The sequence below is a fragment of the Pseudomonas haemolytica genome, from assembly GCF_009659625.1.
GTDB classification, from domain to species: Bacteria; Pseudomonadota; Gammaproteobacteria; order Pseudomonadales; family Pseudomonadaceae; genus Aquipseudomonas; species Aquipseudomonas haemolytica.
In genome coordinates, this window is sequence record NZ_VOIW01000002.1 from 668,655 (window position 1) to 688,908 (window position 20,254).

General features: G+C 60.2%; 17 protein-coding genes. 7 read left to right on the forward strand and 10 right to left on the reverse strand.

The features are described 5' to 3' along the window. Nucleotides 1-30 precede the first annotated feature (30 nt). The 3 genes from FRT59_RS09285 to FRT59_RS09295 form a co-directional block, all read right to left on the reverse strand. Complete coding sequence (locus FRT59_RS09285; RefSeq protein WP_153871031.1) at nt 31-3,018, reverse strand: RHS repeat-associated core domain-containing protein; 2,988 nt, start codon at nt 3,016-3,018, stop codon at nt 31-33. Between the two features lie 137 nt (nt 3,019-3,155). After that, the gene (locus tag FRT59_RS09290; RefSeq protein WP_034116952.1) at nt 3,156-3,449 is read right to left on the reverse strand and encodes a BolA family protein; all 294 of its coding nucleotides are present in this window, start codon (nt 3,447-3,449) and stop codon (nt 3,156-3,158) included. 6 nt (nt 3,450-3,455) lie between these two features. Continuing rightward, nucleotides 3,456-3,974: a DUF2059 domain-containing protein gene (locus FRT59_RS09295; RefSeq protein ID WP_003236690.1), complete on the reverse strand. Its 519-nt coding sequence runs from the start codon at nt 3,972-3,974 to the stop codon at nt 3,456-3,458. A gap of 197 nt (nt 3,975-4,171) precedes the next feature. Here FRT59_RS09295 and FRT59_RS09300 point away from each other — a divergent pair, with 197 nt between their 5' ends. Further along, entirely contained in the window at nt 4,172-5,554 is a 1,383-nt protein-coding gene (locus tag FRT59_RS09300; protein ID WP_034116954.1) for a class II fumarate hydratase, read from the forward strand. On the opposite strand, the gene FRT59_RS09305 is transcribed toward FRT59_RS09300, so the two are convergent. After that, nucleotides 5,551-6,507 carry a DMT family transporter gene (locus FRT59_RS09305; protein ID WP_034116955.1) on the reverse strand — a complete coding sequence of 319 codons (957 nt, stop codon included), beginning with the start codon at nt 6,505-6,507 and terminating at the stop codon, nt 5,551-5,553. The two genes, FRT59_RS09300 and FRT59_RS09305, sit on opposite strands and share 4 nt — an antisense overlap. A 192-nt stretch (nt 6,508-6,699) precedes the next feature. Continuing rightward, a complete protein-coding gene (pap, locus tag FRT59_RS09310; protein ID WP_034116956.1) occupies nt 6,700-8,214 on the reverse strand; it encodes a polyphosphate:AMP phosphotransferase in 1,515 nt (504 codons plus the stop codon). A gap of 155 nt (nt 8,215-8,369) precedes the next feature. On the opposite strand from pap, the gene mnmC reads away from it, so the two are divergent. The 5 genes from mnmC (at nt 8,370) to FRT59_RS09335 (ending at nt 15,574) form a co-directional block, all read left to right on the forward strand. Beyond that, the gene (gene mnmC, locus FRT59_RS09315; RefSeq protein ID WP_153871032.1) at nt 8,370-10,370 is read left to right on the forward strand and encodes a bifunctional tRNA (5-methylaminomethyl-2-thiouridine)(34)-methyltransferase MnmC2/FAD-dependent 5-carboxymethylaminomethyl-2-thiouridine(34) oxidoreductase MnmC1; all 2,001 of its coding nucleotides are present in this window, start codon (nt 8,370-8,372) and stop codon (nt 10,368-10,370) included. A 134-nt stretch (nt 10,371-10,504) separates the two neighbouring features. Then, nucleotides 10,505-12,277, forward strand: a complete 1,773-nt coding sequence (locus tag FRT59_RS09320) for an N-acetylglutaminylglutamine amidotransferase (protein ID WP_153871033.1) — start codon at nt 10,505-10,507, stop codon at nt 12,275-12,277. Nucleotides 12,278-12,280: 3 nt separating this feature from the next. Further along, on the forward strand, nt 12,281-14,026 hold the full coding sequence (gene ngg / locus FRT59_RS09325; protein ID WP_153871034.1) for an N-acetylglutaminylglutamine synthetase: 1,746 nt from the start codon (nt 12,281-12,283) through the stop codon (nt 14,024-14,026). 60 nt (nt 14,027-14,086) lie between these two features. Then, nucleotides 14,087-15,271 carry an osmoprotectant NAGGN system M42 family peptidase gene (locus tag FRT59_RS09330; protein ID WP_034116960.1) on the forward strand — a complete coding sequence of 395 codons (1,185 nt, stop codon included), beginning with the start codon at nt 14,087-14,089 and terminating at the stop codon, nt 15,269-15,271. Nucleotides 15,272-15,346: 75 nt separating this feature from the next. Next, the gene (locus tag FRT59_RS09335; protein ID WP_153871035.1) at nt 15,347-15,574 is read left to right on the forward strand and encodes a YheU family protein; all 228 of its coding nucleotides are present in this window, start codon (nt 15,347-15,349) and stop codon (nt 15,572-15,574) included. Nucleotides 15,575-15,583: 9 nt separating this feature from the next. Here the strand turns inward: FRT59_RS09335 and csrA are convergent, their stop codons facing one another. Continuing rightward, complete coding sequence (gene csrA / locus FRT59_RS09340; RefSeq protein WP_034116961.1) at nt 15,584-15,787, reverse strand: carbon storage regulator CsrA; 204 nt, start codon at nt 15,785-15,787, stop codon at nt 15,584-15,586. Nucleotides 15,788-15,914: 127 nt separating this feature from the next. Next, nucleotides 15,915-16,730 (reverse strand): SDR family oxidoreductase, encoded by an 816-nt coding sequence (locus tag FRT59_RS09345; RefSeq protein WP_034116962.1) that lies wholly within the window; start codon nt 16,728-16,730, stop codon nt 15,915-15,917. A 328-nt stretch (nt 16,731-17,058) separates the two neighbouring features. On the opposite strand from FRT59_RS09345, the gene FRT59_RS09350 reads away from it, so the two are divergent. Then, nucleotides 17,059-17,211 carry a DUF3309 family protein gene (locus tag FRT59_RS09350; RefSeq protein WP_015885095.1) on the forward strand — a complete coding sequence of 51 codons (153 nt, stop codon included), beginning with the start codon at nt 17,059-17,061 and terminating at the stop codon, nt 17,209-17,211. Here FRT59_RS09350 and FRT59_RS27210 read toward each other — a convergent pair. From FRT59_RS27210 to FRT59_RS09365, 3 genes are all read right to left on the reverse strand, one after another. Next, nucleotides 17,139-17,621, reverse strand: coding sequence for an autoinducer binding domain-containing protein (locus tag FRT59_RS27210; RefSeq protein ID WP_318533318.1), 483 nt, complete (start codon nt 17,619-17,621; stop codon nt 17,139-17,141). The genes FRT59_RS09350 and FRT59_RS27210 overlap by 73 nt on opposite strands. A 162-nt stretch (nt 17,622-17,783) precedes the next feature. Beyond that, the gene (locus FRT59_RS09360) at nt 17,784-18,377 is read right to left on the reverse strand and encodes an anthranilate synthase component II (protein ID WP_034116964.1); all 594 of its coding nucleotides are present in this window, start codon (nt 18,375-18,377) and stop codon (nt 17,784-17,786) included. Then, nucleotides 18,374-19,849 (reverse strand): anthranilate synthase component I family protein, encoded by a 1,476-nt coding sequence (locus FRT59_RS09365; RefSeq protein ID WP_153871036.1) that lies wholly within the window; start codon nt 19,847-19,849, stop codon nt 18,374-18,376. Before FRT59_RS09365 ends, FRT59_RS09360 begins: the two co-directional genes overlap by 4 nt. Nucleotides 19,850-20,254 lie beyond the last annotated feature (405 nt).

Here is a 20,254-nt window from a genome sequence, read left to right on the forward strand (position 1 = left end):
AACCGGCAGGACGGCGGCCCATTGGTCCTCCTACCCAGGCTGCGGACCGCGGCGCCATCTCGACTCCAAGGTCGAATACCCGCTCCTGGCCAACTGGACGAAAAAGCCCCGCCATTCGGTCAGCGCGGAAATCACGCCGCGGGCCGCCATCACCACGTTGCGAGTCATCCGGCTTTGGGCAGCCAAGGGCAAGCCCGTCAGCCTGGCGGTCAAGACCTCGACACCGGACGCGGCCCAGTGTGTCCACACCTGGTTGAACATTCTGCTCAGCCCACCGTGGGCCAATGCGGCAGGGTCCGGCCGTTGCAGGGTTTGGCCATGGGGATCGTGGACGGCCGTCGGGTGACCGCCACGAATCATCGTTCCCATCGCTGCATCGTAGGCTTCTATTGCCGGTGTGACATTGGGCAGCATCAGCGCAGGCACTTCTTCGCCGTATATCGCGTTGGCCACGGTTGCAAGGCCATAGGCCGCCGTCGCTGCGGTGGTGTGCGTGACCCTACCGCGCAGAGGCGTGCTGCCCCAGGAGACACCGGTGCCGTGCCCACGAATGACCTGCTGCACGAGTTCCCTGGAGAGCGCGCGTACATGCCCGCCCAACCGCCGGACCGCCACCGGGTCCCAGCTGTGCTCGGCTTGATCACCTATCGAGTCGCCATAAACGGCATACCCCATACCCGCCGCTCCTGCAAAAAGAGCACCGATCTGCGGCGCAAATCGCGTCCAGTTACCCGCGACACCGGTGCTCATATGTGCCGTGGACACTGCATCCAGCACCGCGACGGTAAGGCGCAAGATCTGGTTGCGTTGCGCCGTCGGCTGGATGTTGTTAATCGCCAGATCGACGCCCGTCGAAATAGCATTGGCAATATAGGTGGATAAACCATCGCGAATCGCGGCCGACGCACCCGCCTGTATCCTGGGTCGAAAAACACGCTCCATATGCGCGAGCCTGCGCCTGATGGAAGGCCTGCGCAGTTGTGTCTGGCTAGGCTGCTCCAAAGCCGGTGTGGCTGTCAGCCCATGCTCATCGACCTTCGTGACGGGGTTACCGCCGACCATGGCGTACAAATTCAAGCCATCGGCATCGCCAGTCGGGTCCGAGCTGATCCAGCGACACAACCACGGCGCGTAATACCTGAAGCCGTAGTAGGACAGCCCACTGGCATCGCGCTCCTTGCCCGAATAGCGGATGAATTTATAGCTCGCCTCGCTGGCGCTTTTCGCCGCCCACCACGCAGTACCGCCGTAGGGATAATAGCTTTCCTGGCTGAGCCGTTGCGCCTGCTCACCCAGTTCCAGGGTGCTGCTGCCCAAGTGGTCCGACAAGCCGTAACGGATCTGCGTATCCTGGCTGCCCCCCGAAGGATGACGATCCCAGGACAGTACCCGGACAGTGAGCGTACCGACATCGAGGTTGAGTACATTCAGTTGCTCACCCGTTGCACTGTCATGGCGAATCTCCAGCCCTGGCAAGTAGCGCACCTGCGCCGTATGCGACACGCCCCTGGCTTGGGTTACCCGGCGCTTGAGGATGCGTCGACCGGTTGCATCGTATGCGTAGCGTTCCTCATCGTTGCTTCCGCCCTCGCGCAGCACCTGGGTAATGCGCACCAGTTGATTGCGCACATCCCAGCCCATCCCATGATGGCCCTCCAGCGCTTGCAGATTGCCGTTACGGTCAAAGTGCTGCCCCAACCCCGGTACCGCACTGCCATCGGCCTGCAGCACGAAATGATTACTGGTGGCGGCTACGCTCATCCGGCGCGTGAAACCCGTGCCGCTGCTGGGCACATGCTGCAACTCAAGCAAATTGCCGGCCGCGTCATAGCTGAACTGCTGGGTGTAGCTGCGCCAGACGCTGTCATCAGTCGCGCCGAACGCCACCCTCGCCGGTAACGCGGGGCCACCCTGGTTGCCGGCGGTTTCGCGTCCGGTGGCCTTGGTCAACTGCGATAACGTGTCGTACTCATAGACGCTGGCCGAACTGATCCGGGTGTTGCTCGACCATTGTGTCGGCTGGGCAAGATCATCGATCCGCACAATGTTGCCGACGCAATCATAATCGTAGGTCAGATCTTGCAGCGCTGTGCTCGTCGCCCCTTGCACACGGGCACTCATCTGCCGCAAGCGACCATCGGTTTCACGGTAGAGCAAGGTACGCACAACGCCATTCCCGGCGCGCTCACTGATCACTTGGCCCGCCGCATTGTAGCGACGCTGGTCCATCAACTGCGTACGCACGCCGCCCGTGGGCAACACAACGATGCTCGCCGGCTGGCCGTCAATGCCATAGGCATATTCAAGGCGATTGCCCTTGGCGTCCGAGTGATGCAAGCGCTCACCCAGCGCGTTGAAACCCGTTGATGTCTGGAAACGCTCAGGTTCCAGGCGCGCATCGCGTTGTGCATCGGCCAGCGGCCAATCCAGCGCAGCGGTCGCCTGCCGGAAGCGTCGGGTTTGCTGGACAACGTCTGCGTGCAGCCCATAAAACTCGTGGAACAACGACCCGCCGCCGTCATCATGGCGAATCACCCGGCCACAGCGATTGCGTGCGGCCTCATGGTCCGAGGGTGAAGCATAGGCAATACGCTCGACACACTGCGGTTGCTCATCACTGGCCGCTTGCTCGAAAACGGCGACGGGCCGCACGTATTGATCGTAGTGATGCACCTGATGGGCGCCCCGCCCATCCCACTCTTCCAGTAACTGCCCGGCCTCCCCCGGCAACGAGAGCCGCCAGCCGGCATCCACGCTGTCGATGCGCAATGCATGCCCGCCAAGGCTGTAGACCATGCGTTGATTGGCCTGAGTGCCAGCCTCTGAGCGCGACAATTGCAGCAGGCGCGGATCCCACTGCTCAATCATCAAGCCGGAACTGCCAAACACCTGACGATGAATACGCGCTTGCGGTTCAACCTGTGCCGTTGAGCGGTGATACTCGATATTACGAACAATCAATCCACGCGGGTCGACAGCGGCCAGGGACGGCGTATTTCGGTGGATGGCATTAGACATGACCTCAAGACCTCATTTGTGAATAAGTAGTCTTGAAAGCCTAGGGAAGGTGGAGGGGGCAAGGTGGTGCAAGAAGATGTTTTATGTATTCGGGGGCTGGCATCACCTCGACCCGCTGGCGCGGGTCGAGGCTGCGCTCAATGCCCGCCGGCGCAGGTCGGCGAGGCCGGGGCTGCGTCGATTTTCGCCCATTCATCAGGCGTGTAGGTATGCAGCGCCAGCGCATGAAATTCGCTCATCAGGTCACCCAGGGTGGCGTAGACCTTCTGGTGGCGCTTGACGCGGTTGAGCCCCTCGAACTGCGGGCTGACCAGCACGGCCTTGAAGTGGGTCTGCAACCCACGGCTGTGCATATGGCTTTCATCCAGCACGCTCAAGTGTTGCGGGCCCAGGGCGGCGAGCGCCGTTTCGATACGCTGTTGCATGGTCATTCCTGCTTACTTCTTCTTGGCCGGTGCGGCGGCTTTTGGCGTCAGCTCGTTGGTCATGTCTTCCAACAGCTTGTTCACCACCGGCACGGCGCTTTCCAGCTTGGCCTGGGTCATCTGGGCCGACTGCTGGGTCAGTTGTGGCATTTTTTCCAGGACTTTCTTGCCCAGTGGCGACTGGTAGAAGGCAACCAGGTCCTTGAGCTCGGATTCGCTGAAATTGGTGGTGTAGAGCTTGACCATGTCCGGTTTCAGCTTCGGCCAGCCGATGGCCTGGTCGAGGGCGGCGTTGGCCTTGGCCTGGTAGCTGTCCAGTACGGACTGCTTGGCGGCGGGCGCCTTGGTCTGTTCGAAACGCTGGGCGAACATTTGCTGCACTTGCATGTACACCGGGGTCCCCAGCTTGTCAGCGTGGGCCAGGGTAAGGAAGGCTTCGGCACTGGCGTTGTGGCTGGCGGTATCGGCAAAAACCTGGCCGCTGGCGCAAACCAGAGCAACCGCGGTACAGATGGCACGAAGACGAGTCATCGAGTTTCCTTTTCTAGCAGGCGAGGTCTTACCCCCAAGGGCGACCATTCTGCGCCTAAAAAACCTCGCGGCTCAACCCCACCCCCTTACAGGCCCTGGTTTTGCGGGGCGCAATCGCACAAATGCGTGTTTAGGGAACCCACAGCGGTCGCCAAGGCCTAAACTGACCAATCACGACTGGATAAGGAGGGTGCCCGATGAGCCGTATCGAAACCGACAGCCTGGGAGAAGTACAGGTCCCCGATGACGCGTATTGGGGCGCGCAAACCCAACGCTCGCTGGTCAATTTCGCGATTGGCGAGCAGCGCATGCCGCTGGCGGTATTGCATGCCCTGGCCCTGATCAAGAAGGCTGCCGCACGGGTCAATGACCGCAACGGCGACTTGCCCGCCGACATTGCCCGCCTGATCGAACAGGCCGCCGACGAGGTCCTCGACGGCCAACATGATGACCAGTTCCCGCTGGTGGTCTGGCAGACCGGCAGTGGCACCCAGAGCAACATGAACGCCAACGAAGTAATCGCCGGCCGCGCCAACGAACTGGCTGGCAACAACCGTGGCGGCAAGAGCCCGGTGCACCCCAACGACCATGTGAACCGTTCCCAGAGCTCCAACGACTGCTTCCCGACTGCCATGAGCATCGCCGCCGTGCAAGCGGTGAACAAGCAACTGCTGCCCGCGATCGCCACCTTGTCCGGTGGCCTGGCGGAGCTGGCCGCACGGCATATGAAGCTGGTCAAGACCGGGCGCACGCACATGATGGACGCCACGCCGATCACCTTTGGCCAGGAGCTTTCGGCGTTTATCGCCCAGCTCGATTACGCCGAGCGTGCGCTCCGCAGCGCCCTGCCCGCCGTGTGCGAGCTGGCCCAGGGTGGCACCGCCGTCGGCACCGGGCTCAATGCGCCCCATGGCTTTGGCGAGGCGATTGCTTCCGAGCTGGCGGCGTTGTCGGGCTTGCCGTTCGTGACCGCACCGAACAAATTCGCCGCCCTCTCCGGCCACGAGCCGCTGGTGACCTTGCACGGCGCGCTGAAAACCCTGGCCGTGGCGCTGATGAAAATTGCCAACGACCTGCGCCTGCTCGGTTCAGGCCCACGTGCAGGCCTTGCCGAAGTCAAGTTGCCGGCCAACGAACCGGGCAGCTCGATCATGCCGGGCAAGGTCAACCCCACCCAGTGCGAAGCACTGTCGATGCTGGCCTGCCAGGTGCTGGGCAACGACGTGACCATCGGCATGGCCGCCAGCCAAGGCCACTTGCAGTTGAACGTGTACAAGCCGGTGATCATCCACAACCTGCTCGAATCCATCCGCCTGCTGGCCGACGGCTGCAACAACTTCCAGGAGCATTGCATTGCCGGCCTTGAACCCGACGCCGAGCAAATGGCCGCGCACCTGGAGCGCGGCCTGATGCTGGTCACCGCGCTCAACCCGCATATCGGCTACGACAAATCGGCAGAGATCGCCAAGAAGGCTTACGCCGAAGGGCTGACACTGCGCGAAGCCGCCCTGGACCTGGGCTACCTCACCGATGCCGAGTTCGACCAGTGGGTACGCCCGGAAAACATGCTCGGTAGCTAAACGGTCATGCGCAGCCGCCGGGCCTTGAGCCCGGCGAGCAGCGACGGCGCCAGCGCGACGGTCGCCGAACCCAGCACTACCACGAACGCACCGAAATACCCCAAGGCATTGATCTCTTCGGCCTGCACATAGTCCGGCCACAACCACGCCGCCAAGGCCACCGCCACGAAGGTCACCAACGGTGTCAACGCCAGGGTCGCACTGACCCGCGAGGCCTCCCAATGCGCCAGCGCTTCAGCAAATGCGCCATAGGCCACCAGCGTATTCATGCAGCATGCCAGCAGCAACCAGCCTTGCAGCGGGCTCAACTGCAATGCCTCCAGCGGATGCGCCCACGGCGTGAGCAACACCGCGCACGACAGATAGATCACCATCATCACTTGCAACGAGTTCCACACCGTCAGTAATTGCTTCTGCCCCAGCGCATAGAACACCCAGATGGTGGTGGCGAGCAGGATCGTCAGGACTCCGGCGGTGTAGGTGCCCATGGATGTCAGCAGTTCCACCAAGCGTTGGTTGAAGAACAACCCAAAGCCTGCGATCAGCACCACCAACCCGATAACCTGCCCCAGGCTGAAACGCTCTTTAAACACAAACACGCTGGCGATCATCAGGAAAATAGGGCCCATCTGTACCACCAGTTGGGCGGTGCCGGGGCTGAGCATCTTCAGGCCAACCAGATACAGTACGTAGTTGCCCACCAGACCACACACCGCCATGCCCACCAGCCAGCCGCCCTTGGGGCCGAGCACTTTACGACTGGGCAGGCGCTTGGTTGCAGCGAGGTAAAGGAAGAGACAGGTGCCGGCGACCGTGAGGCGAAACCAAGTGACGGTAATCGGGTCCATCACCAGCAACACTTGCTTGAGTTTGACCGGCAGGATGCCCCACAGAAACGCGGTCAACAGAGTCAAGCCAAAGCCATAGACCCAGCGGCCGGAAGAGATGTGCATGAGTGCCCCAGATGCCAGAGGAAGTGGAGCCGCATTCTAGGGGCAAGTCACTCAATTGGGATACGCTGCAGTCTAAATGTGGGAGGGGGCCTGCTCCCACAGGGGGTACGCGCACACCTCAACGATCAGGTCGGCTATAAGGCCGCCATCGGGGCAAGCCCCCTCTCACATTTGAATCAGGCTCGATCCACGCTATTTCTTTTTCTTTTTGTCGTGTTTGTCGGTTCTATCGAACGCCTCTTCCAACGCCCGATTGATGGTGCGCAGCACCTTGACCCGCGCCCAGCGCTTGTCGTTGGCTTCCACCAGGGTCCAGGGCGCCACCTCGGTGCTGGTGCGATCAACCATGTCACCCACCGCCGCACGGTAGTCGTCCCACTTGTCGCGGTTACGCCAGTCATCTTCGGTGATCTTGAAGCGTTTGAAGGGGATTTCTTCACGAGCCTGGAAGCGCTCCAGTTGCGTCTCCTTGTCGATGGCCAGCCAGAACTTGACCACGATCACGCCGGCATCACGCAACTGCTCTTCAAAGTCATTGATCTCGCCATAGGCGCGCATCCAGTCTGCTGGCGTGCAGAAGCCTTCGATCCGCTCCACCAGCACGCGGCCGTACCAGGAACGGTCGAACACGGTAAACATGCCCCGCGCCGGGATCTTCTGCCAGAACCGCCACAGATAGGGCTGCGCACGTTCGTCTTCACTGGGCGCGGCAATCGGCACGATATGGTACTGACGCGGGTCCAGGGCCGCCGCCACACGGCGGATCGCCCCGCCCTTGCCTGCCGCGTCGTTGCCTTCAAACACCGTCACCAGCGCGTGCTTGCGCATGCGTTTGTCGCGCATCAGGCCGGAGAACCGCGCCTGCTCGGTAATCAGCTGTTCTTCGTAGTCGTCCTTGTCCAGGCGCAAGGTCATGTCGAGGCTATTGAGCAGACTCATCTGGTCCACAGCCGACGGCAAAGGTGCCGGGTTCATGCCGCTGGCCTTGCCCTTGGGCTGTTTCAAGGCGTTTTGCAGGCCCTCCAGCAGGATCTTGCCGACGGTGAGGCTGCGGTAGTTGCTGTCCACCCCTTCGATCACATGCCATGGCGCGTAATCCCGGCTGGTGCGGCGCAGCACGCGCTCACCGAAGTGCACGAACTTGTCGTAGGTCTTGGACTGCTGCCAGTCCAGCGGGCTGATGCGCCAGCTGTGCAGAGGGTCATCAGCCAGGGCCTTGAGGCGTGCCTTCATCTGTTTCTTGGACAGGTGGAACCAGAACTTGAAGATCAGCGCGCCTTCATCGCAGAGCATCTTTTCCAGGCGCTCGGCACCGGCGATGGCCTGGTCGAGCCGCGCATCCTTGATCTGCCCATGTACCCGGCCTTGCAGCATCTGGCTGTACCAATTGCCGAAAAAAATACCCATGCGGCCTTTGGCGGGCAGTTGCCGCCAGTAGCGCCAGGCCGGCGGGCGCGCCAGTTCTTCGTCGGTCTGTTGGTCGAAGGTGCGCACTTCGATCAGGCGCGGGTCCATCCATTCATTGAGCAGCTTGACGGTCTCGCCCTTGCCGGCGCCCTCGATGCCGTTGATCAGGATAATCACCGGGAAGCGCTTCTGCTGCTGCAACTCGTACTGCACTTCCAGCAAGGCTTCGCGCAAGGCCGGTACTTCGGCGTCGTAGGTGTCTTTGTCGATGGCGTGACCGATTTCGGCGGATTCGAACATGGGCAGCTCCGTTTCAAGATGGCTAAAGACTAGCGGATTGGGCAACGCCCGGGGGCAGGAAATTCCAACCGCACTTGCCTTGGGTCAATTCAAATACGGTTGATCGGCTAGAATGGCCGCCTTGTCTTTGCCTGCTGTATTTCTATGAGCCGCCCATGACCCCCATCACCCACGCCCAGCTCGACTGGGATGACCAAGGCCGCCCTCACTCGCGGGTGTTCGACGATGTGTACTTCTCCGACCAGTCGGGCCTTGAAGAAACCCGCTATGTGTTCCTTGAGCAGAACCGCTTGCAGGAGCGCTTCGCCGCCTTGCCTGCGGGCGGGCGATTGGTGATTGGCGAGACCGGCTTCGGCACGGGCCTGAATTTTCTCTGCGCCTGGCAACTGTTTGAGCAACACGCAGTGGCTGGTGCGCGGCTGCACTTTGTCAGCGTGGAAAAATACCCGCTGAGCCACGCCGACCTGCAACGTGCCCTCGCCCTCTGGCCTGAACTGCAACCATTGGCCGACCAACTGCTGGCGCAGTACATCGCTATCCATCAAGGCTTCCAGCGCCTGGTACTGGACAACGGCCGCGTGACCCTGACGCTGCTGATCGGCGACGCCCTGGAGCAACTTCCGCAACTGGATGCACAGGTCGATGCGTGGTTCCTCGACGGTTTTGCCCCGGCGAAAAACCCCGATATGTGGACCGCAGAGTTGTTCGCCGAGCTGGCGCGCCTGGCGGCGCCGGGTTCGACTATCAGCACCTTTACCAGCACCGGCTGGGTGCGCCGGTTGATCAACGCGGCGGGCTTCAAGATGAAGCGCACGCCGGGCATCGGGCACAAGTGGGAGATCCTGCGCGGCGAGTTTCTCGGCTGGCCTGCTGACACGCCGCCGCCTGCCAAAAGCAAACCCTGGTTCGCCCGCCCTCCAGCTATCGACGGTGAACGCCACGCCATGGTTATCGGCGCTGGCCTGGCCGGTTGCGCAACGGCTGCCAGCCTGGCCGCCCGTGGTTGGCGCGTCAGCTTGCTGGAGCGCCATGCCGACCTTGCGCAGGAAGCCTCGGGCAACCCTCAGGGCGTCTTGTACCTCAAGCTTTCGGCCCACGGCACCGCATTATCCAAACTGATACTCAGTGGTTTCGGTTACACCCGGCGCCTGTTGGAGCACTTGCACCGAGGCGTCGATTGGGATGGCTGTGGCGTGTTGCAACTGGCCTTTGACGCCAAGGAAGGTCAGCGTCAGGCCCAACTGGCCGAGGCTTTTGCACCGGGACTGCTGCACCTGTTGGACCGCGAACAGGCGCAACAACAGGCTGGAATCCAACTGGCCCACGGCGGCCTGTTTTTCCCGGAGGGCGGCTGGGTGCATCCACCGTCACTGTGCCAATGGCAGGCGACACATCCTCTGATTGAAGTGCTCACCCACCATGAGGCGCTTGAATTGGACCGGCTCGACGACCAGTGGCACGCTCGCGCAGGCGATCGTGTGTTGGCCAGCGCCAGCGTAGTGGTGCTCGCCGGGGCGGCCGAGATCAAGCGTTTCTCCTTCAGCGCAGACATGCCACTCAAGCGCATTCGCGGGCAGATCACCCGGCTGGCGCAAACCCCGGCCAGTGAGGCCCTCGCTACCGTGGTCTGCGCCGAAGGCTACGTCGCACCCGCACGGCTTGGCGAACATACCCTGGGCGCCAGTTTTGACTTCAACAACCAAGACCTCACGCCCACGCTCGTCGAACACACTGGCAACCTGGAGATGCTGCGCGAGATCTCCACAGACCTGCTGCAGCGCTTGGGCGCCGACCGCCTGGCAGCCGAACAGTTGGAAGGCCGTGCTGCGTTTCGTTGCACCAGCCCCGATTACCTGCCAATCGTCGGGCCACTGGCCGAGCATGGGGCGTTCCAGCAGGCTTATGCCGTACTCGGCAAAGACGCCCGGCAAGTGCCGGATACGCTGTGCCCGTGGCTGCCCGGGTTGTATCTCAACAGTGGCCATGGCTCCCGCGGCCTGGTCACTGCGCCCCTGTGCGGTGAGCTGTTGGCGGCCTGGCTGAATGATGAGCCACTGCCGGTACCGGCCAGCGTAGCCGAGGCTTGCCACCCCAACCGGTTTGCCCTGCGCGCCTTGGTTCGAGGCCAGGCCGCAGTCCGAAAAGAGCGAGGTTGAAGGCAAGCAGGCTATCTGCCTTATAACTTATCGGTCTAAAACTCCACGCATAGCACTGGGTCAGTTTCTGGGTACGCGCCGTTTGGCGTAGTGAGTATTGACCCCTCCCCAACGGAAAAACCGGTAAGGAACTTATGTGTGGATTAGCTGGCGAGTTACGCTTTGATCATCAACCTGCCGACCTGGCAGCCGTAGAACGTATCACCCATCACCTCGCCCCCCGAGGCCCCGACGCATGGGGCTTCCACGCCCAAGGGCCGATTGCCCTGGGCCATCGCCGCCTGAAAATCATGGACCTGTCGGACGGCTCCGCCCAACCGATGGTTGACGCCCAACTGGGGCTGTCCCTGGCGTTCAATGGCGCGATCTACAACTTCCCCGAATTACGTGAAGAGCTGGAAGCCCTGGGCTACGCCTTCTATTCCGGCGGTGACACCGAAGTGCTGCTCAAGGGGTATCACGCCTGGGGTGAAGCGCTGCTGCCCAAGCTCAATGGCATGTTCGCGTTCGCCATCTGGGAGCGTGACGCCCAGCGCCTGTTCATTGCCCGTGATCGTCTCGGGGTAAAACCGTTGTACCTGTCGCGCACCGGCCAGCGCCTGCGCTTTGCCTCGGCGTTGCCGGCGCTGCTCAAGGGTGGCGATATCAACCCGATCCTCGATCCGGTGGCGCTTAACCATTATTTGAACTTCCACGCCGTTGTACCCGCGCCACGCACCTTGCTGGCGGGTATCGAAAAGCTGCCGCCTGCTACCTGGATGCGTATCGATGCCAGCGGCAAGACCGAGCAGAAAACCTGGTGGACCCTGCCCTATGGCCCCCATGCAGATGAGCAAAACCTCAGCCTGGAAGACTGGACCGACCGTGTGCTCGACAGCACCCGCGAAGCCGTAGCCATCCGCCAGCGTGCCGCGGTGGATGTAGGCGTGCTGCTTTCCGGCGGTGTTGACTCGAGCATGCTCGTCGGCCTGCTGCGTGAAGTCGGTGTGCAGGATCTGTCGACCTTCTCTATCGGCTTTGAAGATGCCGGCGGCGAGCGCGGCGACGAGTTCCAGTACTCGGACCTGATCGCCAAGCACTACGGCACTCGCCATCACCAACTGCGTATCGCCGAGAGCGAGATCATCGAGCAACTGCCAGCGGCGTTCCGCGCCATGAGCGAGCCGATGGTCAGCCACGATTGCATTGCCTTCTACCTGCTGTCACGGGAAGTCGCCAAGCATTGCAAGGTGGTGCAAAGCGGTCAGGGCGCCGACGAATTGTTCGCCGGTTACCACTGGTACCCGCAGGTGGATGGCGCCAGCGATCCGTATGCCGCGTATCGCGAGGCATTTTTTGACCGCAGCTACGACGACTACGCCGCCACCGTCGCACCGAAATGGCTGACCGCCAACGACGCCGCCGGCGACTTCGTACGCGAACACTTCGCCATGCCGGGGGCAGATGCCGCCGTGGACAAGGCCCTGCGCCTCGACAGCACGGTGATGCTGGTGGATGACCCGGTCAAGCGGGTCGACAACATGACCATGGCCTGGGGCCTGGAAGCGCGTACGCCGTTTCTCGACTACCGCCTGGTGGAACTGTCGGCCCGTGTGCCGGGCAAGTTCAAGCTGCCCGACGGCGGCAAACAGGTGCTCAAGGAAGCCGCACGCCGGGTGATCCCCAGCGAAGTCATCGACCGCAAGAAAGGTTACTTCCCGGTGCCTGGCCTCAAGCATTTACAGGGCGACACCTTGAACTGGGTGCGTGACCTGCTGCTGGACCCTAGCCAGGACCGTGGTCTGTTCAACCCGGCCATGCTCGACCGCTTGCTAACCGACCCGCAGGGCCAACTGACCCCGCTGCGCGGCTCCAAGCTGTGGCAACTGGCAGCGCTGAACCTGTGGCTCAGCGAACAAGGAATCTGATTCATGAAACCGAATGCCGCGGCTTACAGCCAACGCTTGCTCAAGGGCCAGGCACCGACCTACGAGCGCCTGCAAGCGCGCCTGGCCGAAGATGGCAGCCCACTGGCCGCCGAACCGATTGCGGTGCATTGCGGCTGGGGCCGGTTACTGATCGGCCACACCTTTCCCGACCCGGCCAGCCTTGCCCAGGAACTGCTCAATGAGCAGCCCGGCGAGCGCGACATAGCGCTATATGTAGCCGCGCCTCAGCAGATTCTCGGGATTGATCCACAACAGTTGTTCCTGGATCCGTCCGACACCCTGCGCCTGTGGTTCACCGACTACCGCCCCGCTACCCGCGTGTTTCGCGGCTTTCGTATTCGCCGGGTGCAGACCGAGGCGGACTGGCAGGCCGTCAACCAACTGTATCAGGGCCGCGGTATGTTGCCCGTCGACGCCGAGCGCCTGACCCCGCGCCATCAAGGCGGCCCGGTGTACTGGCTGGCCGAGGACGAAGACACCGGCGCGGTGATCGGCAGTGTGATGGGCCTCAATCACCAGAAAGCCTTCCAGGATCCGGAAAACGGTTGCAGCCTGTGGTGCCTGGCGGTCGACCCACAATGCACGCGCCCCGGCGTCGGTGAAGTGCTGGTGCGCCACTTGGTGGAGCACTTCATGAGCCGCGGCTTGAGCTATCTGGACCTGTCGGTGCTACACGATAACCGCCAGGCCAAGAGCCTTTACGCCAAGCTGGGTTTCCGTGCGTTGACCACCTTTGCCATCAAGCGCAAGAACGGCATCAACCAGCCGTTGTTCCTGGGCCCCGGGCCGCAGGCGGAGTTCAACCCCTATGCGCGCATCATCGTCGAAGAAGCCCATCGGCGTGGCATTGATGTGCAGGTGGACGATGCTGGGGCGGGCCTGTTCACCCTCAGCCATGGCGGGCGTCGCGTGCGTTGCCGTGAATCCCTGAGCGACTTGACCAGCGCCATCAGCATGACCCTGTGCCAGGACAAGAGCCTGACCCACAAGGTGCTCAAGGCCGCTGGCCTGCAACTGCCCTCGCAACAATTGGCGGGCAGTGCCGATGACAACCTGGAGTTTCTCGACGACCACCAGCGCATCGTGGTCAAGCCGCTGGATGGCGAGCAAGGCCAGGGTGTTGCAGTGGACCTGCAAACGATCGAGGAAGTGCAGCAAGCCATCGAAGCAGCGCGCCAGTTCGACAGCCGCGTGTTGCTGGAAAGCTTCCATGAGGGCCTGGACCTGCGCATCCTGGTGATTGGTTTTGAAGTGGTCGCCGCGGCGATCCGGCGCCCCGCCGAGGTCATCGGCGACGGCCAGCATTCCATCCGAGCCTTGATCGAAGCTCAGAGCCGACGTCGCCAGGCCGCTACCGCTGGCGAGAGCAAAATCCCGCTGGATGCGGAAACCGAACGCACCCTGAAAGCCGCAGGTTTCGACTACAGCAGCATCCTGCCCCGTGGCGTGCAACTGGCGGTGCGACGCACTGCCAACCTGCACACCGGTGGATGCCTGGAGGATGTCACCGCGATCCTGCATCCCACGCTGGTGGACGCTGCCGTACGCGCTGCCCGCGCCCTGGACATTCCCATGGTCGGCCTGGACCTGATGGTGCCGGCGGCCGACCAACCGGAGTACGTGTTTATCGAAGCCAATGAACGGGCCGGGCTGGCCAACCATGAACCGCAACCGACGGCGGAGAGGTTTGTGGATTTGTTGTTTCCCCATAGTCAACCGGCAACTTGAGCGATGTATCGCCTGTCCCTCATCGAAACCATCGATGCCCTCAACTCATCAGGAGTTTCCATGACCCGAACCATCCCCGAACCGGATCTCGCCTACCTGCAAAAAGTGCTGCTGGAAATGCTCGCCATCCCCAGCCCCACCGGGTTTACCGACACCATCGTGCGCTATGTCGCCGAGCGCCTTGAAGAACTCGGCATCCCGTTTGAAATGACCCGGCGCGGCACTATTCGCGCCACCCTCAAGGGCCAGAAAAACAGCCCTGACCGTGCCGTTTCCGCGCACCTGGACACCATTGGCGCCGCCGTGCGCGCCATCAAGGACAACGGCCGCCTGACCCTCGCCCCAGTAGGCTGCTGGTCGAGCCGCTTTGCCGAAGGCAGCCGTGTCAGCCTGTTCACCGATAACGGCGTGATTCGCGGCAGCGTGTTGCCGTTGATGGCCTCCGGGCATGCGTTCAATACCGCCGTGGATGAAATGCCGGTGAGCTGGGACCATGTGGAACTGCGCCTGGACGCCTACTGTGCCACCCGTGCGGACTGCGATTCCCTGGGGATCAGCATCGGCGACTATGTGGCCTTCGACCCACTGCCGGAGTTCACCGAGAGCGGGCATATCAGCGCCCGTCACCTGGATGACAAGGCGGGTGTCGCTGCGCTACTTGCGGCACTCAAGGCGATCATCGACAGTGGCGAGCCGCTGCTGATTGACTGCCACCCGCTGTTCACCATCACCGAGGAAACCGGCAGTGGTGCTGCGGCCGCCCTGCCCTGGGATGTCAGTGAATTTGTCGGCATCGATATCGCCCCGGTTGCCCCGGGCCAGCACTCCAGCGAACATGCGGTGAGCGTGGCGATGCAGGATTCCGGCGGGCCGTATGACTATCACCTGTCGCGGCATTTGCTGCGCCTGGCATCGGACAACGACCTGCCGGTGCGCCGCGACCTGTTCCGCTATTACTTCAGCGATGCGCACTCAGCGGTCACCGCCGGCCATGACATTCGTACGGCCCTGCTGGCTTTCGGTTGCGATGCCACCCATGGCTACGAGCGTACCCATATCGACAGCCTGGCCGCCCTGAGCCGCTTATTGGGCGCCTACATTCTGAGCCCACCGGTGTTCGCCAGCGATGCGCAACCGGCCCAGGGTTCCCTGGATAGGTTCAGTCATCAGATCGAGCATGAGACGCAAATGGAGAGTGACACCCGCGTGCCGTCGGTGGACAGCCTGGTCGGCCAGAAGTCCTGACGCGGCCTGCACCTGGTACTGGAAACAAAGGTCCCGGCACAGTAGCATCGCCGGGACCTGACCCCTGAGGCTTGTATGCTGATTCCCTACGATGCACTTGAAGTCGACACCCTGACCCGCCTCATCGAAGACTTCGTCACCCGTGACGGCACCGACAATGGCGACAACACGCCCCTGGAAACCCGCGTGCTGCGCGTGCGCCAGGCGCTGACCAAGGGCCAGGCACTGATCGTGTTCGACCCTGAAAGCGAGCAATGCCAGTTGATGCTCAAGCACGATGTGCCCAAGCATCTGTTCGACTGACCTTCCCGCCTAAGGATTGGGTAACGGCACTGGATGGGTGGGCGAGCCCTGGCGTTCGAGAATCTTCTGGTACACCTCGGCGCGATGAACATTGACGTCCACCGGTGCCTGGATGCCGAATTTCACATGGGCACCGTTTACTTCAAGGATATGCACGGCGATGTCATCGCCAATGGAGATGACTTCGCCTATGGCGCGGCTCAAGACCAGCATGGCGGTTGTCCTTTTCGAGTGACAGGACCTTGACCATGCGCGCTTGAAGAAGCACCGGCAATGCCTTGCTGGTAAATCAGTCACAACCTACACAGACTGGTAATTTACCTGACAGACCTACCCCGAATCAGCCTTTAACGGCTTGTGCTTTGGCGCGCATCTTGTCGGCCATCAGCGTCATTTCGTCATACAGCAATTGCGGGTTTTTCTGCTTCAACGCCCAAGCCATGCGCCCCTGTTCATGGGGCAGGATCATGAATTCGCCTTCAGCCACGCGCTGGTAAATGTACTCGGCGATATCGGCCGCCGAGATGGGCGAACTCTCGAGCAATTTGCCTACCTGCGCCTTCATGGCCGGGGTTGGCCCACGGAAGGAATCGAGCAGATTGGTCTGGAAAAACGACGGGCACACCACATGCACGCCCACTTCCTGCTGCTTGAGCTCCACCAGCAGGCTTTCCGACAACGCCACCACGCCGGCCTTGGCCACGTTGTAGTTGCTCATGGCGGGGCCTTGCATCAGCGCGGCCATGGAGGCGATGTTGATGATGCGGCCCTTGCTCTTTTCCAGCAGCGGCAGGAATGCCTTGCAGCCCTTGACCACGCCCATCAGGTTGATTGCGATCTGCCAGTCCCAATCCTCCAGGGACAGTTCGGCGAAGAAGCCCCCCGAGGCCACGCCAGCATTGTTGACGATCACATCGATGCCGCCCAGCTTCACCTCACAGGCCTGGGCAAAGGCCGTGAGCTGACTGTAGTCACGCACGTCACAGCGCTGGGTGAACCCGTCACCACCCGCCTCGCGTACCCGCTTGAGGGTTTCCTGCAGACCGGCCTCGCTCACATCGGACAAAGCCAACTGCCAACCCTCCCGGGCCCAGCGCAGAGCGATTTCACGACCCAGGCCGGACCCGGCACCAGTGATCATCATGCGGTTTTGCATAGGAAGTAGCCTTGTGGTTCACCAAAGAAGTGACCGGCAGTGTAGCGAAGGTTTTTCCTGCACCCACGCACCATCAGATTGATGAATGCCCCAGGCAAACCTTGGGCTCGGTCGGATGCCTGCCTATAGACTAAGTTCAATAAACTTCAACTGTTAAGATGGATTTGCGCACGAGTTAAAAGAAATAACCCACTGAACAAAATGCTTTAAGAAAACACTGAATTTTCTATCGAGTGAGACGGTCGGAGTTGTTAAGGCGTCTGTATTTAATTAAATGGGCGCGTTATTTAATAACCGGTCTTGGCACAAGATCTATAAGGAAAAAACCATGAGCCTCATTCTGATCATTATCCTGATCCTCCTGCTGGTTGGCGGCCTGCCTGTATTCCCGCACTCACGTAACTGGGGTTATGGCCCGTCGGGTATTCTGGGTGTCGTGCTGGTGGTCCTGCTGGTGCTGTTGTTGCTCGGCCGGATATAAACGCCGAGCGTTTGAAATGCATCGGAATAGGGGGCGGTCTTCATAAGACCGTGCCCCTGCCACACCACCCGGCATGCGGGTCCGAACCGGGCGGCTCGAGAGATTGAGGTTATGAGAGTCGCACCAATCCAGAGCTGATTGGAACGGCCTCGCGCCTGTCTGCGCGCCAATCCCCAGAAAAGGGGCGCGAAGTGATGGTGGCAATGCCTGATTATCGGGTCCACCTGAATGAAATTCCCATCCTTGTACCGCCTGACCCAGCCGGAAGAATAGGTCGTCATGATCCTGTTAAAAAGGTCACTGGTGGTCGAAGGGCCCAAGCTCAGCAAATAGCTTTGATAGCCAATACGACGCAGCACCTTGCGCAGATGGCTTTCCCAATCTCGCCGGTGCAAGTCGCTGGCCAGCACGGAAAAGTCATCCAATACCTCTTTGAAATTGATCCTCAGGATTACATCTTCTTGCTTATCCAAAATAAGTCATCCAAGATGAGTCCCTGCCACTCATAGAAGCTTTTTTGATACAGCTCAATTAAAAACGGGCCACTGAACAAGCGACCCGCTGTGCGCCGCTTACAATCCTGCTTGGCGACAGTGTTGTTCTATAAAACTCTTGAATATTCCAATGCCGTCCTCCGTCAAAATACTTTCGGGATGGAACTGGACACCCTCTATGGGGTAGTCAGCGTGCCGTACACCCATGATGTATCCATCATCCGTCGAGGTGGACGTCACTGCCAGTTCACCGGGCAGCCCCTGGTTATCAATAATCAGCGAGTGGTAGCGAGTCGCCTTGATCGAACGCCCCCCGGTATGGGTGTAGACACCTCGCCCATCGTTATCGATGATGCTGATCTTGCCATGCATGACATGGGAGGCTCGAATGACCGCCCCGCCAAACGCCAGACCGATGGCTTGATGCCCCAAACAGACGCCCAATATCGGCAGTCCCCCTTTAAAATGTTGGATTACTTCAATGTACCCCGCATCCTGTGGATGCCCAGGCCCTGGGCCCAAGACACAAAAGTCTGGCGCATACGCTTCGATTCGTTCGATCAAATTTGGAACATCATTGCGCTCCACATGGGTTTCCAGTCCAAGCTGTTCAAGATACTGGCTGATAATGAATACAAAACTGTCGTAGGCATCAATCAGAAAAACTTTCATTGCAGCATCTCCTTTCCAGTAACCGCACGATAGACAGAGCTCATTTTGTAGAAGGTTTCGGTCCACTCTTTATCCGGAACCGAGTCGGCCACCACGCCCGCCGACGCACGCAGGTAATAAGTACCGTCTTTATGAACCGCCGAGCGAATGCATAAAGCTGTGTTGATGCTGCCGTCGAATCCGATCAAGCCGACTGCTCCGGCATATATCCCACGACGATTGTTTTCCATGCTTTCGATAATCTGCATCGCACGTATTTTTGGGGCACCGGTCATGGTTCCCGCGGGGAAAGAAGCCTTGATCACGTCAAAGGCGTCGAAGCCTTTTCGCAATAAGCCACGCACGTTGGAGACCATGTGATAAAGGTGGGAGTACTCCTCGACCAACATTAACTCATCGACTTCAAGTGAACCTGGCTGGCAGACACGACCAATGTCGTTCCTGCACAAATCCACCAGCATCAAATGTTCAGCCCGCTCTTTTTCAGAGCGCGTCATGCTTAGGATCAGCTCGCTGGACGGTATGCCAGGGGTTTTGCCCACGGTACCGGCGATGGGCCTCATCTCGATCAGATCGTCCTTGATGCGAACAAATAGCTCGGGGCTTGCGCCAATCAGGTCAACGCCACCCAGGTTGGCCAAATACATGTAGGGAGACGGATTGTTCCTGCGCAGCGCCCGATACACGTCAAAGGGTTTGACCGGCGTATCCACCTGCACCTCATGACCCAACTGGATCTGATAAATATCACCTTGGCGAATGTGCTCCAGCGCCTTGTCGACCCAACTAAGGAACTGCTCCTTTTGCACCGTATCGCGCGCGACCGTGGCCGATGGATAAATAATCGGCGAGTCAACAGCCGGGATACCCTTAGCGTCCGCCAGCAGCGCAACGTAGTCATCGGTGCTACAGGATTTCCAGAGTGGACTGTTGTTAACCATGACGTCCACTGTTCCATTGGCGTGGAAGTACACCAGCGTCTGAAACACGGTCAAGGCAATGATCGGATAATCATTGGTTCGCTCGGTGAGGTCGGGAATATCCTCGACAAACCGAACACAGTCATAAGAGAGATAGCCAAAAAAAGCGAGGCTGGGGTTAGTCTGACGCGGAACTTCAAATGGCGTTTGTAACGCACGCAGCAAATTCCATACCGCATCGTTCGAACGAATACTTATACGCCCTTGGTCATCCAGAACTATTTCCTGTGCCGACAATGCACTTCTTAAATAACTGAGCAGTTGCTCATTAGCTTCGAGTGTTGCATACCCCTCATAAATCTTTACCGCCAACAGGGGTTCTATTCCGATTATTGTCGCCTTGCGATCCCGGCTGGGGCCGGACAGCGATTCGAGAATGAAGGTTTTATCGGCACCGAGTACTTTTGTCGCCGCTTCATAGACTACAAGCGGGTCGCATTTCAAACGTTCAGTATGTAGTTGAACGCTCACGGGTGTGGTTATCCCACGCATGATATAACTCCTTTTTATTGATAACAGGCTCACACAGCAGAGAATCGAGCGCGCAGGGCGACGCCTCATGCTGTCTGGTAGTTCAGCCGGCTAATTATTGATGTGAAGGATTCATCAGCCACGCGCCCACTAGGGCCCGCAAAAGTACTTACTCAAAAAGAGACAAAACTTCAGCGCACCATTCGCGTATTACGATTCTCGTGGGAACAGCCACGAAAAATCGAACAACAGCGCTCGGCTATTAATGAATTACCAATAAGGGGGTGTTTGACTGAAACAGGCAGCAAGACACCGGCGGTTGCTGGATTAGCGACGCCAGATATTGCTTTTGAAAACCGAAAGATGGGCAGTGTTGGACTCGGAGGATGATCCGAGGGAGCTCTTCAGCACTGATAGTCGGTAATA